Source organism: Bacillus sp. JJ1562 (assembly GCF_036962705.1).
Classification (GTDB): Bacteria; Bacillota; Bacilli; order Bacillales; family Bacillaceae_L; genus Ferdinandcohnia.
The window spans coordinates 1-15,462 of the sequence record NZ_JBALOQ010000058.1 but is presented as its reverse complement, the minus strand read 5'-3'; the positions used below and the strand labels follow the sequence as shown (position 1 = coordinate 15,462).

At 38.2% G+C, this 15,462-nt stretch carries 13 protein-coding genes; 5 read left to right on the top strand and 8 right to left on the bottom strand.

The window, feature by feature from the left end:
* Window positions 1-48 precede the first annotated feature (48 nt).
* Window positions 49-1,767 (bottom strand): acetate--CoA ligase, encoded by a 1,719-nt coding sequence (gene acsA / locus V7097_RS23960; protein WP_335706151.1) that lies wholly within the window; start codon window positions 1,765-1,767, stop codon window positions 49-51.
* A 194-nt stretch (window positions 1,768-1,961) separates the two neighbouring features.
* Here acsA and V7097_RS23955 point away from each other — a divergent pair, with 194 nt between their 5' ends.
* Genes V7097_RS23955 through V7097_RS23945 form a run of 3 tightly spaced genes read left to right on the top strand, consistent with a single transcriptional unit; the run spans window position 1,962 to window position 4,409 of the window.
* Window positions 1,962-2,594 carry a GNAT family N-acetyltransferase gene (locus V7097_RS23955; RefSeq protein ID WP_335706150.1) on the top strand — a complete coding sequence of 211 codons (633 nt, stop codon included), beginning with the start codon at window positions 1,962-1,964 and terminating at the stop codon, window positions 2,592-2,594.
* A 19-nt stretch (window positions 2,595-2,613) separates the two neighbouring features.
* Window positions 2,614-3,252 carry an acetoin utilization AcuB family protein gene (locus V7097_RS23950; protein ID WP_335706149.1) on the top strand — a complete coding sequence of 213 codons (639 nt, stop codon included), beginning with the start codon at window positions 2,614-2,616 and terminating at the stop codon, window positions 3,250-3,252.
* 2 nt (window positions 3,253-3,254) lie between these two features.
* Window positions 3,255-4,409, top strand: coding sequence for an acetoin utilization protein AcuC (locus V7097_RS23945; protein WP_335706148.1), 1,155 nt, complete (start codon window positions 3,255-3,257; stop codon window positions 4,407-4,409).
* 107 nt (window positions 4,410-4,516) lie between these two features.
* Here V7097_RS23945 and ccpA read toward each other — a convergent pair whose 3' ends face one another.
* A complete protein-coding gene (gene ccpA / locus V7097_RS23940; protein WP_335706147.1) occupies window positions 4,517-5,515 on the bottom strand; it encodes a catabolite control protein A in 999 nt (332 codons plus the stop codon).
* A 204-nt stretch (window positions 5,516-5,719) separates the two neighbouring features.
* Window positions 5,720-6,799 (bottom strand): bifunctional 3-deoxy-7-phosphoheptulonate synthase/chorismate mutase, encoded by a 1,080-nt coding sequence (locus tag V7097_RS23935; protein ID WP_335706146.1) that lies wholly within the window; start codon window positions 6,797-6,799, stop codon window positions 5,720-5,722.
* Between the two features lie 182 nt (window positions 6,800-6,981).
* Here V7097_RS23935 and V7097_RS23930 point away from each other — a divergent pair, with 182 nt between their 5' ends.
* Window positions 6,982-9,141 carry a cell division FtsA domain-containing protein gene (locus V7097_RS23930; RefSeq protein ID WP_335706145.1) on the top strand — a complete coding sequence of 720 codons (2,160 nt, stop codon included), beginning with the start codon at window positions 6,982-6,984 and terminating at the stop codon, window positions 9,139-9,141.
* A gap of 43 nt (window positions 9,142-9,184) precedes the next feature.
* On the opposite strand, the gene ytxJ is transcribed toward V7097_RS23930, so the two are convergent.
* The 3 genes from ytxJ to V7097_RS23915 are packed head-to-tail and all read right to left on the bottom strand — an operon-like array spanning window position 9,185 to window position 10,373.
* Window positions 9,185-9,511 (bottom strand): bacillithiol system redox-active protein YtxJ, encoded by a 327-nt coding sequence (gene ytxJ / locus V7097_RS23925; protein ID WP_335706144.1) that lies wholly within the window; start codon window positions 9,509-9,511, stop codon window positions 9,185-9,187.
* 13 nt (window positions 9,512-9,524) lie between these two features.
* On the bottom strand, window positions 9,525-9,920 hold the full coding sequence (locus tag V7097_RS23920; RefSeq protein ID WP_335706143.1) for a YtxH domain-containing protein: 396 nt from the start codon (window positions 9,918-9,920) through the stop codon (window positions 9,525-9,527).
* A 15-nt stretch (window positions 9,921-9,935) separates the two neighbouring features.
* On the bottom strand, window positions 9,936-10,373 hold the full coding sequence (locus tag V7097_RS23915) for a DUF948 domain-containing protein (RefSeq protein ID WP_335706142.1): 438 nt from the start codon (window positions 10,371-10,373) through the stop codon (window positions 9,936-9,938).
* A 189-nt stretch (window positions 10,374-10,562) separates the two neighbouring features.
* On the opposite strand from V7097_RS23915, the gene V7097_RS23910 reads away from it, so the two are divergent.
* A complete protein-coding gene (locus V7097_RS23910; RefSeq protein WP_335706141.1) occupies window positions 10,563-11,678 on the top strand; it encodes an aminopeptidase in 1,116 nt (371 codons plus the stop codon).
* A gap of 163 nt (window positions 11,679-11,841) precedes the next feature.
* Here V7097_RS23910 and murC read toward each other — a convergent pair whose 3' ends face one another.
* Both murC and V7097_RS23900 read right to left on the bottom strand, forming a co-directional pair.
* Window positions 11,842-13,140 (bottom strand): UDP-N-acetylmuramate--L-alanine ligase, encoded by a 1,299-nt coding sequence (gene murC / locus V7097_RS23905; RefSeq protein WP_335706140.1) that lies wholly within the window; start codon window positions 13,138-13,140, stop codon window positions 11,842-11,844.
* Window positions 13,141-13,488: 348 nt separating this feature from the next.
* Window positions 13,489-15,462 (bottom strand): DNA translocase FtsK (locus V7097_RS23900; protein WP_335706139.1); only part of this gene is annotated, 1,974 nt, incomplete at its 5' end.

Below are 15,462 nucleotides of genomic sequence, written 5' to 3'. Positions count from 1 at the left end.
ATAAATAAAGAGGTGACCCGCGTGTGGGTCACCTCTTTTTTAAGCTATTTAATCTTCCATTGTCGAAAGGTCGCCTGTTGGTAAATCAAGCTCCCATGCCTTAAGAACACGTCTCATAATTTTTCCGCTGCGAGTTTTTGGAAGTTTGTCCTTGAACTCAATCTCACGTGGTGCAGCATGTGCAGCTAATCCCTTTTTCACAAAATCTCTAATTTCTTCTTTTAATCCGTCTGTCGCTTCATATCCGTCAATTAATGCTACGAAAGCTTTAATGATTTCCCCTCGTACAGGATCTGGTTTTCCAATCACACCAGCTTCAGCGATTGCAGGGTGTTCAACGAGTTTGCTTTCAACTTCAAATGGTCCTACTCGCTCTCCAGACGTCATGATTACATCATCTACACGGCCCTGGAACCAAAAATAACCATCTTCGTCCATATATGCTGAATCCCCTGATACATACCAATCACCTGGCATGAAATAGGAATCATATTTTTGTGGATTGTTCCAAATTTGATACATCATCGACGGCCAGCCTTTTTTAATTGCCAGATTCCCCATACGATTTGGTGGTAATTCATTGCCTTGGTCATCGACAATGGCAGCCTTTATTCCTGGGAATGGTTTACCCATTGAACCTGGCTTAATCTCCATACATGGGTAATTACTAATCAGCTGAGCGCCTGTTTCTGTCATCCACCAGTTATCGTGAATGCGTAAATTGAAGACCTTTACTCCCCAACGAACAACCTCAGGATTTAACGGCTCACCAACACTTAATACATGGCGCAAAGAACGTAAATCAAATTGTTTTACTAATTCGTCTCCAGCACCCATTAACATTCTAAATGCGGTTGGCGCACTATACCAAACTGTAATTCCATAATCCTCTATGGTTTGGTACCAGTTTTCCGGTCTAAAGCGTCCTCCTACGATGACGTTAGATGCTCCATTTAGCCAAGGACCGAAAATACCATATGAGGTTCCTGTTACCCAACCCGGGTCAGCCGTACACCAATAGATATCATCCTCTTTTAAATCAAGAATCCATTTTGCTGTTTGATATTGTTGAATCATCGCATTATGAACATGTAAGACTCCCTTTGGCTTACCTGTGGAACCAGAAGTATAGTGTAAGAGCATTCCATCCGTTCTTTCGACCCATTCAATTTCTAACTCTTTACTTGCCGTTTTTAACCGACCAAGAAAATCAATAAATGGGCCATCCTCTGTTACATTGTCTCCGACTAAGACAATGTGCTTTAATGCAGGTAATTCATTAAAAGGAACCCGGTCTACTAAATCTGGAGTAGTGACGATTACTTTTGCTTCACTGTCCTCTAGGCGATCACGTACAGCGCCTTCCATGAATGCTTCAAATAGCGGACCAACGATTGCTCCTAATTTAATCGCCCCTAATACTGTAAAATACAATTCGGGAGAACGAGGCATAAATACAAATACGCGGTCTCCTTTTTCAACATCGGCAGCCTGTTTTAAAACATTAGCAGCACGGTTTGTATATTCTTTCATTTCTTTAAATGTATACTTTTCATCACGTTCTGGATCACGATAATAAAGGGCAATTTTATTTTTCCTCACACCCTCAGCATGGCGGTCAATAGCTTCATAGGCAATATTTACTCTACCTGTTTCAGACCAAGAAAAATTCGAATCTACCTCCGCCCAATCAAAATTCGCATATTCTTCATCATAATCTTTTAAATTATAATTTCCCTTTGTTGCTGGTAGCGCTTCCACCTTCACTTTGCATTTCCCCTTTATGTAAGTTATTTACTATTCTATTATAAAATAAAATTCACCTTTTCTCAATTTTTAAAATTTTGTTTATATATTATTTTTCTGTAAAATTGTATAATTAATGTAACATAAGCTGAAAACGCTTCATTCTTACTAGATTGATGTATAATGAGAATGACTTTAGGAATGGTGGTGACATTGTGGAGCATAGGAAGACATATAACGCTAAGGAACTAAAGACCCCTCATGGAACGCTCATTATAGAAGGTCCCATAACCGGAGAGGCCCTTGCAAGCTACGAATTTCACGAAGGCCTAGTAGCTTTTCGTACTCCAAACCAACAACATAAGGCATTGATCGAAATTGCTGATTTACCTGAAGGAAGAATTATTATCGCAAGAGAGCATAATACCATTGTTGGGTATGTTACATATCTTTATCCAGACCCGCTTGAACGTTGGTCTGAAGGAAAAATAGAAAATTTAATAGAGTTAGGTGCAATTGAAGTTATTCCAAAGTTTCGCGGTAGTCGGGTTGGAAAAAATCTATTAATTGTCTCAATGATGGATGATTGGATGGAGGACTACCTGATCATAACTACTGAATATTATTGGCACTGGGACTTAAAAGGCACAGGTCTTAATGTTTGGGAATATCGAAAGGTAATGGAAAAAATGATGAATGCTGGTGGACTAGAATGGTTTGCAACAGACGACCCTGAAATTAGTTCACACCCTGCTAATTGTTTAATGGCTCGAATCGGAAAACGGGTTAATCAAGAAACGATTGAAAGGTTTGATAGGTTGCGATTCATGAATCGTTTCATGTATTAATTGGGATAGGGGGATATACATGATTGTTGAAGAAATTATGAAAAGAAATGTAACAACATTATCAGCTAATGACACTATATCAACTGCCATAAAATTGATGGACGAAAAAAAGATTCGTCATATTCCCATTGTTGATTCAAATCAACAGATGATTGGACTTATAAGTGATCGCGATATTCGTGATGCAAAGCCCTCCATCCTAGACTATACTAACGAAGAACAAACCCTTGAATCACCGATTAAAGAGATTATGATAAAAGAAGTGATAACCGGTCATCCCCTCGATTTTGTTGAGGAAATCACCGCTGTCTTTTCCCAGTATCGCATTGGCTGCCTACCCATTGAATCTAACGGAAAATTAGTTGGAATCATTACAGAAACTGATTTACTTCATACCTTTGCACAATTAACTGGTGCAAATCAACCGGGCTCTCAGCTCGAGATTAAGGTTCCAAATCGGGCAGGCACATTAGCAGAGGTTGTCAATGTCATTAAAAATCATAATGTTAATATTCACAGTGTCCTTGTGTATCCTGACAAGGATGTCCAATTTAAAATACTTGTGTTACGAGTTCAAACAATGAATCCGAATAAAATCATTACCAATCTGAAAAATGAAGGCTATACTGTAATGTGGCCAACACTACCAGGGCTTTAATCATGACGAAGGAATCAGTTTTCGTCTATTCGGATCAATTGTTAAAATATCGTTTTAGTCAAGACCACCCCTTTAATCAAACGAGGGTAAAGCTTACATATGATCTACTCAAAAGTCTGAACTTGTTAGATGACTCGGATATTATATCACCTAGAATGGCAACCGATGAAGAATTGCAGCTTGTCCACGACCCTAGATTCATCAAAGCGGTTAAGTTGGCTGGAGAAGGTAAACTATCCGAAGAAATAGGACATAGCTATGGAATTGGTACTGAGGATACTCCAATTTTTCCAGGGATGCACGAAGCAAGCGCCTTATTAGTTGGTGCTACCCTTTCTGCGGTAGACCATGTAATGTCTGGCAAGTCAAAGCATGCTCTTAATCTTGGTGGTGGATTACATCATGGATTCCGCGGGAAAGCCTCTGGATTTTGTGTGTACAATGATAGTGCTGTTGCAATTCGCTATATGCAAAAGAAATATGATGTAAGAGTACTTTATGTTGATACAGATGCACATCATGGTGATGGTGTTCAATGGACATTTTATGATGATCCTGATGTATGCACTCTTTCCATACATGAGACAGGACGATATCTCTTTCCCGGTACAGGAAACGTGACTGAGAGAGGTTCAGGCAAAGGCTATGGCTATTCATTCAATGTCCCATTAGATGCATTCACTGAGGATGAGTCATGGTTACACGCCTACGCTACAGCTTTTACAGAGGTTACCGAATTTTTTAAACCGGATGTCATCCTTACGCAAAATGGTGTAGATTCCCATTATTATGATCCATTAACCCATTTGTCGACTACTATGAAAATTTATCGTGAAATTCCCAAACTTGCCCACAAGCTTGCTCATCAATATTGTGATGGTCGCTGGATTGCAGTCGGTGGTGGCGGTTATGATATTTGGAGAGTCGTGCCAAGAGCATGGTCTTTCATTTGGCTTGAAATGATTGAAAAATCGGAGTTAAGCGGTCCCCTTCCGAAAGATTGGATCAATAAATGGCAGCCAAAGGCAAAATTAACTCTTCCTACATTCTGGGATGATGAACCTAATATTTATCAACCTATCCCTAGAAAATCAGAAATTGAGGAAAAAAATGCATTAACCGTTACAAAAAGCCTTTATCCGATACGCAATAACTAAATACGCTACGCGAGTCCGTATATTGGCTTAGACCAGAGACCCGATGGCGCCCAGAGCTAGACATCGAAAGAAAAAAACACGGCAAATGCCGTGTTTTTTCTGCCTTATTATTTCGTTGATTTTCTAAATTCAATTCGGTGTGGTAATACCACTATTTGTTCATCTACATTTTCTTTGTTCATGAGCTTCGTTAATAATCTCATTGCCACTGCACCTATATCATACATTGGTTGAACAACTGATGTAAGCTGTGGACGCACCATCAGAGCTAAACGTGTATTATCAAAGCCAATCACTTCTATATCATCAGGTATCGAATAGCCTAAATCTTGCGCACTATGGATAACACCTAATGCCATTTCATCTGTACCAACAAATACAGCTGTTGGCTTGTCAGCTATTTCATGTATTTTCTCGAAACCTTCAATACCTGAATCATATGTGTAATCACCTTCAATTACATATTCTTCATTGTATGAAAGGCCGGCATCCTCGATTGCACGTTTATAACCAGCAAGTTTCTTTTCTGCATTAATTGGTTCAGTTAATAACCCACTAATAAAGGCAATTTTCTTATGACCTCTTTTAGTTAATTCAGTAACCGCATCATATGATGCCTGTTCGACATCAATTGTAACGGCTGGAACCGAATTTGTATTTTCTACTGAAGCAGCTAATACAATCGGCACAGGAGATTTGTCGAATTCCTCAACATGTTCTTCTGTAATATTACCGCTCATAAAAACAATACCGTCAACTTGCTTACCAAGCATTGTATTTAAGAGGTGTAATTCTTTATCCTTGTTTTGGTCCGAGTTGCTAAGGATAATATTGTATTTATACATTGTGGCGATATCTTCAATTCCACGTGCAAGCTCTGAATAGAAAATATTTGAGATATCTGGAATGATAACTCCGACTGTTGTTGTTTTTTTACTAGCTAGTCCACGAGCCACAGCATTTGGGCGATAGCCTAATCGATCAATCGCTTCTTGTACTTTTTTTCGGGTAGTTGGTTTAACATTTGGATTACCATTTACAACACGAGATACGGTTGCCATTGATACATTGGCTTCCCTCGCTACATCATAGATTGTCACATTCATTGACAGCACTCCTTATTTCAAGTTACCACTTTATATGTAGTATGAACTTTTTTATACAAACAAATGTCATATTTGCTTACTTTATCTAGATTATCATACGCTACTTAGTTTATTAGGGCAATTACTTTGTGCACTTTTTAACAAATTCGTTAAAAATAAACCTAAAAAACCTCCCACTATAGTAGTAGGAGGTTTTCATGAAAACTATACACGAACAGCTTGAGTTGCCTTTAGTTCTGTAATCCATTTTTCAAATTGATCAAAATCCATTTGCTGTGCTGAATCAGATAAAGCAACTGCTGGATCTGGATGTACCTCCGCCATGACACCATCTGCTCCAATTGCAAGAGCCGCTTTAGCACATGGCAATAATAAATCACGACGTCCAGTTGAGTGTGTTACATCAACAAATACTGGTAAGTGTGTTTCCTGTTTTAAGATTGGAACCGCAGAAATATCTAATGTATTACGTGTAGCTTTTTCGTAAGTACGGATACCTCTTTCGCAAAGAATAATTTGGTCATTTCCTTGAGAGATGATATATTCTGCCGCATTAACGAACTCATCAAGCGTAGCAGCCAATCCACGTTTCAATAATACAGGCTTTTTAACTGAACCTGCTGCTTTTAATAATTCAAAGTTCTGCATGTTACGTGCACCGATTTGAATAACATCGACGTAATCGCAAGCAACTTCAATGTCTGCTGGGTTTACAATTTCACTGATGACCGCCATATCAAACTCATCAGCAACACGTTTTAAAATTTGTAATCCTTCAAGTCCTAGTCCTTGGAAATCATATGGTGATGTTCTTGGTTTGAAGGCACCACCGCGAAGTAATCGTAAGCCATATTTTTTTGCTTCTGCTGCAACTGCAGCTGTCTGCTCATAGCTCTCTACTGCACACGGCCCAACGATAAATTGCTGTGTTCCATTACCAATTTTTACACCTTTCACATCTACAATTGTATCTTCAGGCTTTTTCTTACGAGAAACAAGGAGAGCTTTGCGATGATCATCTTCTTGTATCTCAAGACCTGCTTTAAAGATTTCCTTGAAGATATGTTGAATGGTTGATGTTTCAAAAGGTCCTTCATTATGTTCTAAAATGTTATTTAACATTGTTCTCTCACGTACCGGATCATAACGATTAACACCTTGTGTTTCTTTTACTTTTCCAATCTCCTGAACCAGTTTGCCGCGTTCACTAATAAGTTTTAGAATTTCAAGATTAATTTCTTCCACTCTGTCACGAAGGTTATCTAATTCTACTGCTTTACTCATCTCACTCTTCCTTTCTCCCATAAGCTTTAAGTCGCAATCTAAACGAAAATATGATACATTTCAAGTAATTAGAATTTATTATAAACGAATTTGTTCAATCTGTCACTAAATATTTTTTATTACTTAAACGCTTTTAAGCAATAAAGCGTTATATGATTCTTGTAAGCATGGGTGAATACACAATGGAAAAAAATCCAACAATTTTTGCACTTGATATTGGTACACGTTCTGTAGTCGGACTTATTGTCAAAAAGATGGGTTCTTCATATAAAATGATCGATATTGTAATCCGTGAACATAAGGAAAGAGCCATGGTTGATGGGCAAATTCATGATGTTATTGCTGTCTCTAATATAATATGTGAAATCAAAGAATTACTAGAGGCAAAGCATGGTAAATTAACTAGAGCTGCTGTTGCCGCTGCAGGAAGAGCCTTAAAAACGGAACGCTCTCGTCAAACAATTCAGATTTCCTCAAAGCCTTTGATTCAAAAAGAAGATATTTTGCATTTAGAGTTAAGCGCTGTTCAAAAAGCTCAATATGCGTTAGCCGAAAAAAATCAATTGGAAAAAAGCTATGATTACTACTGTGTGGGCTACTCGGTTATCCATTATTTTTTAGACAATCAAGAAATCGGCAGCCTAATCGACCAACAAGGAAATGAAGCCAGTGTTGAAATCATCTCGACATTCCTTCCTAAGGTCGTTGTCGAATCATTAATATCTGCTTTGCATCGAGCAGACCTTGGTATGCAGGCACTTACCCTAGAGCCTATTGCCGCCATCAATGTACTCATTCCACAATCGATGAGAAGATTAAACGTTGCATTAGTTGATATAGGTGCAGGGACCTCTGATATTGCAATAACTGATGAAGGAACCGTTGTTGCTTATGGAATGGTACCAACTGCAGGAGATGAAATTACGGAAGCAATTAGTGACCAGCTTCTCCTCGACTTCCCACTAGCCGAGCAAGCAAAACGTGATTTATTAACATATGATAGCATTCAAGTAATTGACATTCTCGGTTTTGAAACGGAAATCAAAAGCCAAGAAGTAATTGATCATATTTCTGACTCGATTGATAGATTAGCAGAATCGATTCGCGACGAAATACTAAGTTTAAATAAAAACAAATCGCCTAAGGCTGTCATGCTCGTTGGTGGAGGTAGCCTAACTCCTGAACTGCCAAAACGGCTTGCAATCTCATTAGGCTTACCTGAAAATCGTGTTGCGATTCGCGGCATCGATGCAATAAATCAGGTTGACATTCCTGATCATATTCAACAAGGACCTGAACTCGTAACACCAATTGGAATTGCAGTTGCATCGAGTGAAACACCTGTCCATTATGTCAATGTAACAGTCAATCAAAAATCAGTAAGACTTTTTGAAATGAAACGTCTTACTGTTGGGGATAGCTTACTAGCAGCTGGAATTAAACTACATAAGCTTTATGGAAAACCTGGAATGGCAATGATAGTGAGGGTAAACCAGCAATCCGTCACAATTCCTGGAGGATATGGGGAATCTCCCGTTCTTTTAAAAAATGGTAAACCATGTTCAATTGAGGATGAAATTATAAATGGTGATGAAATCATCGTTAGCAAAGGAAAAGACGGTCCAAAAGCAACTGTGATGATTAAAGACCTAATTGATGATATCCCACAACAAAGGATTAACATCGATGGCGAAGAATTGGTTATTACAGCTACTATCAAGCAAAATCAGCAACTAGCCAATCCAGAAGCCTTTGTTCATGATCATGATGAAATTTCATTTTATTTTCCGGAAACAATCAAAGAAATTATCCAGTCAAGCACTTATCCATTCTGTGATGAGTTGATAAACGAGTTCTCTATATCTTTAAACGAGCAAAACATCCAGCTAGAACAGTTTTCTAGCATATTAATGAGAAACGGAGCTAAGGTTTCCATACATTCACCTTTTAAGGATCAGGATTCCTTTGTGATCGAGCAGGAGACAGCCCCTACCTTACGCCTTTTTACAGAATTACAAAAAATTCAAATGGACTATTCAATACAAGTATTTTTTCAGGAGAAACTAATATCACTCAATAAGCCATTACATGAATTTTACCGAAATGGGGAGATTCTTCAAGAGGATGCTCTTCTTAAACACGGTGATAAACTTCAAATGACAACGAAAGAAGTGGGACCTTTTATTTTTCAAGATTTATTTCGCTTTGTTGATATTCAATTACCTACAGGCGCAGCTGGAAGTTTTAATCTCTTAAAAAATGGAGAAATATGCACATTTTATGATGTCCTCTCACCTGGTGATCATTTAGATATTATTTGGCCGGAAAAATCAAAAATATAGAATCTAAAAAAGTCCATGGTTTGATGAGCCATGGACTTTCATGTTATTCGCCTGCTGCGACTAATGATTCTTTTGTAATACTTCTATGGGAGGCATTCCATTTAACCTTGCCATCCTCAAAAAGAAGTGCCTGTGGTGATTCATGTTTTATTTCAAATTGCTCCGCAACGTGGTTAGAAAGCTCCCTTGCTTCTTGCACATAAAGATAATAAGTTGGTACATCCTTATGTTCTGCTACAAATTGCTCATACTCATCAAATGCGGCCTTACTAATTGGACATGTTAGACTGTGCTTAATTAAAATAAATTTTGTTTCTTTTTCAAGGACTTGGTTAAATTCCTCGATTGTCTCAACCTTCGATTTCCCCATGTTTCCATCTCTCCTAATAATTTGTTGTTTGTGTATTTTTTTCTGCTTCTGTTAAGGCTTGCTGTGCTTCAGCTAGCTTTTCTTGGAATAACTCATTATTTTCAGTATGGTTTCCAGATGTATCTTCTGAAGCTATAGCCGCAGCTGCAGACGCAACAGTTTCTGGTTCATGGCTGTTTTGCTCGGTGGAAGCTTTTAAATCTTTTACCTTTGTTAAAATTTGATTAGATTGCTCGGAGATAGTTTTGGATAAAGAATTTGTTTTTTCCTTCACAACAGAGGCTTGGCCATTTATTTGTCTGCGTAAATCCTGACCCGTTTTCGGTGCTAGAAATAATGCTGTTGCAGCTCCCACCGCTGCACCAACAATTGTTCCAAGAATAAAGTTTGAACCACTATTTTTTCCCATAGAAATCCCCTTTCTTTAATTTGAAAAATGTTTGTCATGCTTTTGTTTCTTATCTTTCCATTTATCCCAAATCTCTATTACAGCATTCCCTACTTGAACAACCTGTGAGATTTTGGTTTTGTTTTTCTCCAATTGCACAGCAACCTCTTCTGTTACATTTCCTACTGATTTATTGAAGCGTTGCAACGAAGTTCCGACATCCTTAACAGCCTCAACGACTGTATTCAAACTTTCAGACTTCTGTTGAATATCTTCTGCAAGCTTGTTTGTTTTATGCAACAGTGCCGTCGTTTCACTTGTGACACCCTCCATCTGTTTTTCTAACCCAGATAAGGTTCCCGCCACATTGTCCAATGTTATTTGAAGAGAACGTAGTGTTCTTGAGAGATAAATAACTAAAATCAAAAATGCCAATGCAATTACTGCAACACTTATGTAAACGATAAGAATCATGGTGCACCTCCTTATATCTTTCTTACCCGTTTTGTTCAGAATTAATCATTAACCCCTATAGTTTTACTTTCGACATATTCCCTTAAAAATCCTTCACATTTATTTTACTTGATCTTTATTATAAACAAAATTCTATTATTAGGTTAAAATAAGGTTGTACATAAGCAAAAGGATATGGAGGCAATAATCATGAAAGATCCACGTATTGAAACACTCGCTCGAAATTTAATTAATTATTCTGTACGCCTCGTGGAAGGTGAAAAAGTACTAATTGAAAACTTTGGTTTACAGCGTGAACTTGTGATTGCGTTAGTTAATGAAGCATATAAAGCAGGAGGGTATCCATTTGTATCATTAAAGGATCATCAAGTTGACCGTGCCTTATTACTTGGAGCACAAGAAAAGCAATTTGAGATGAAAGCGGATTTCGAGGCAAAAGTCATGAGTAAGATGGATGCATATATCGGCTTACGTTCTGGTGACAACATTAATGAATTTGCAGATATTCCAGATGATAAAATGAAAATTGAAGGAAGTACAGTCGGTAAAAAAGTACATCGTGAAATTCGTGTTCCAAAGACAAAATGGGTAGTACTTCGTTATCCAAATTCTTCAATGGCTCAGCTTGCAAAAATGAGCACAGAAGCGTTTGAAGATTTTTATTTTAATGTTTGTAATCTAGACTACGGGAAGATGAGCAATGCAATGGATGCTCTTGTTGAACTTATGGACAAGACAGATAAGGTTCGCCTTACTGGACCAGGTACTGACCTTACTTTCTCAATTAAAGGAATCAAAGCAATCAAATGTGCTGGTGAAATGAATATTCCAGATGGTGAGGTATATACTGCGCCTGTTCGTGATTCAATCAATGGTACCTTAACCTATAATACACCATCACCATATCAAGGTTTTACGTTTGAAAATGTTTCTCTTACTTTCAAGGATGGGAAAATAGTTGAAGCGTCAGCGAATGACACGGAGCGTATCAATAAGATTCTTGATACTGATGAAGGGGCACGTTATATCGGTGAGTTTGCAATTGGAGTAAATCCATATATCCAGCATCCAATGCAAGACATCCTATTTGATGAAAAAATTGATGGCAGCTTCCACTTTACACCTGGGCAAGCGTATGATGATGCCTACAACGGAAACAACTCAAATATTCACTGGGATATGGTTAATATCCAACGACCAGAATATGGTGGTGGAGAAATCTATTTTGATGATGTGCTGATTCGTAAAGATGGCCGTTTCGTCATCCCTGAACTCGAACCATTAAATCCTGAAAATCTAAAGTAAAAAAAGGACCTTGCGAATGATTCGCGAGGTCCTTTTTGAATTAATCAAATACGCCTTGGCGTATTTGCGCCCAGATTTTTTCGAGCAAGCTCGAAAAGTTTCCTCTGAAAATCTGTGGCATCCGCCGGAGGCTTAACTTTATTCAGCCTTTCGCTGAATAAAGTTACACAGAAGCCTTTTCGTACGCGTCTTGAAACTTTTGAATATCGCCTGCGCCCATAAAGATCAACACACTGTTCTCATGTTTTTTAAGTATAGCAGTATTGTCCTCTTTAATTAATTCAGCTCCGGTGATTTTACCTTGTAGGTCAACTATGGAAAGTTCTCCTTTATTCTCACGCGCTGAGCCAAAAATATCACAAAGATATACTTGATCCGCTTTTTCCAAGCTTGCAGCAAAGTCATCTAAAAACGTCTGTGTTCTCGTAAAAGTATGTGGTTGGAAAATCGCCACTATTTCACGTTCAGGGTATTTTTGACGTGCTGCCTCAATGGTTGCATTGATTTCTGTTGGATGATGTGCATAATCATCAATTAAGATTTGATTTCCAACCCGCTTCTCAGAGAATCTCCGCTTTACACCCTGGAAGCTTAATAAGCGCTCCTGAATAATGGACACATCAATATTTTCATAATGGCAAAGTGTAATCACACCTAATGCATTTAACACATTATGATTTCCGTATCCATGAATTGAAAAGCTAGCAAAGAAAGTATTACGTACAAACACATCGAAGGTCGTACCTTCCGTGCTTTTTTTAATATTACGTGCTTGGAAATCATTTTCTTCACCAAATCCATAGAAAACAACAGGAACCTTTGCCTGGATGCTTTGAAGATACTCATCATCCCCACATGCAATAATTCCCTTTTTCACCTGAAGTGCCATTTCTTGAAAGGCATTAAATACATCGTCAACATTTGCAAAATAATCTGGATGATCAAAATCGATATTTGTCATAATTGCATAGTCAGGATAATAGCTCAAGAAATGTCGTCTGTATTCACATGCTTCAAACACAAAGTTTTTACTATTCTCAGATCCCATCCCACTTCCATCACCGATTAAATAAGAAGTAGGTTCTGCTCCTTGCAAGACATGTGCAAGTAAGCCTGTCGTCGAAGTTTTCCCGTGGGAGCCTGTTACACCAACGCTCGTATATTTTTTCATAAATTCACCTAAGAAACGGTGATAACGAATAACTGGTAGCCCCATTTCACTCGCTTTTGCTATTTCTTCATGAGTATCAGGAAAGGCATTCCCGGCAATAACCGTCAGACCTTCATGAATATTGTCCTTATCAAAGGGCAAAATCTTTATTCCTCGTACCTCTAAGGGCTTTTGTGTGAAATAAAATTTTTCATGGTCAGACCCTTGAACTTCATAATTCATATCATGAAGTATCTGTGCCAATGAACTCATGCCAGTACCTTTGATTCCAACGAAGTGGTAAACTGTCATATAAAGAACCTCCAACAATGTCTATCTGTAAGACAGTATATGAAATTCATCAAGTTTTGATAATTGTACCTAATATTTTGAGATTGGTGCTAATGAATTTTTATGTATATATACAATCATCTCACATTTTTTCATTATAGCACTAATCAATAGTGAAGACCATTACGAAAAAATGCCTAGAATTTCGTCGAAAATATGTGGAATGTCCCACAAACTAAGAATCAGTGTGGGATGAGTTATCCTTATTATTAACGGAGGACCCTAGAATTAACCTTTACTACACTGATTTTTGTAACGCTATAGGCTAGGACTTTATAACTAGAGACAAAAAGCCGATAACAAATGTTATCAGCCTTCATAAATCTCTGATAGTTCCTCTTCCGTTATTAAAACTTCACGTGGTTTACTACCACGAGATTCAGAGATAATTCCTTGTTCCTCCATCATATCAATAAGACGAGCTGCACGATTATAGCCAATTCTAAAACGTCGTTGTACACTTGAGGTAGAAGCTCCTCCATGTTCTAAAACAAACTCACATGCTTCTAAAAATAACTCATCCTCATCATTTGAAATGGAAGCCTTCTTTAAAAGGTCGTCTTGCTCGAACATATAGCTTGGTTTCATTTCGGTTTTTACATAATCAACAACTGCTTCGATTTCATCATCAGAAACAAAATTTCCTTGGACACGGATAGGCTTTGATGAGCCATTCTCAAGAAATAGCATATCTCCTCTACCAAGCAGCTTTTCTGCCCCACTTGAATCAATGATTGTTCTGGAATCAACCTGTGATGACACTGAAAATGCAATCCGAGTTGGAACATTTGCTTTTATTAATCCTGTGATGACATCAACTGATGGTCGTTGCGTTGCAAGAATTAGATGAATTCCACACGCTCTTGCTTTCTGTGCAATTCGACAGATCGAATCTTCCACTTCCCCTGGTGCCACCATCATTAAGTCAGCAAGCTCATCGATGATAATGACGAGATATGGAAGCTTTCCACTTTTTTCATCATGCTTTTTCACCATTTCATTATATCTGCCAATGTCACGAACACCGGAATGAGCAAATAATTCATATCTTCTTTCCATTTCCTCAACTGACCACTTAAGGGCAGCCGTTGCGGCCTTTGCATCTGTAATGACAGGACTTACAAGGTGAGGAATATGATTATAAGGCGCAAGTTCCACCATTTTTGGATCAATTAAAAGTAGCTTTACTTCATCTGGAGAAGCCTTATAAAGTAAACTAACAAGCATTGCATTGATACATACACTTTTACCAGAACCCGTTGCCCCGGCAATTAATCCATGTGGCATCTTTTGCAAGTCAGTCACAATCGGCTTACCAGAAATATCAAGACCCATCGCCACGGTTAATGGTGATTTATTCGATGTAAATTCAGAGCTTTGGATAATTTCCTTTAAAAGCACTGGCTTGCTTTTTTTATTTGGCACTTCAATTCCAATCGTATTTTTTCCCGGAATTGGCGCTTCAATTCGAATATCCTTAGCAGCCAAGCTTAATTTAATATCATCTGATAGATTTGTAATTTTATTTACTTTCACTCCAGGTTCAGGATGTACTTCAAATCTAGTAACAGCCGGACCCTGAGTTACATTCACGACATTTGCACCCACTTTGAAATTTCGTAGAGTTTGATCTAGTATATTTCGCTGTTCTATGAGCCATTGACTGTCATCGTGCTGATCAGTAGGTGGAGCATTTAAATAAGATAGACCTGGGAAAGAATATCCTTGGAGCAGCTCTTCGTCTTCCAGATGGGTTTCTAATCCTTGTTGCATCGGTTGTTCCTGGTGTTTAGGCGTTTCCTGTAGGAGCGATTGTTCCTGGTTTCTATCAGATTCGATAGGCTCTTTAGGAGCTGGTTGATTATCCTGGTTTGTATCCTTTTGTGACAATTTTTGTTTATCTTTTTTAAACATTAATACGTTAAAAGGAATATTGGACCTTCTTCGTTCCGTGTTTGTTCGTTCTGGATTCTGTATTTGTTCAACCTGTAGTTCAGCCTCTTCAGGTTCTACGGATTCCTCACTTACTTCCACACTCTCATTTTCATCAGTAGATTGTAATGGTTTTTCTAAGAGACTATCAGTTTGTTCCATACCTTGAACAATCAATTTCGGTTCAACAGAAACCTCAGGCTCTTCCGCGGTAAAGTCCCGTATAGGCGTTTCCTCACTAATAGATTCTTGGGGAGCTGCCTGTATTGGCGCTTCCTCACTTATAGATTCTTGGGAAGGTGCCTCTATTGGCGCTTCCTCGCTTATAGATACTTGGGAAGGTGCCTCTAT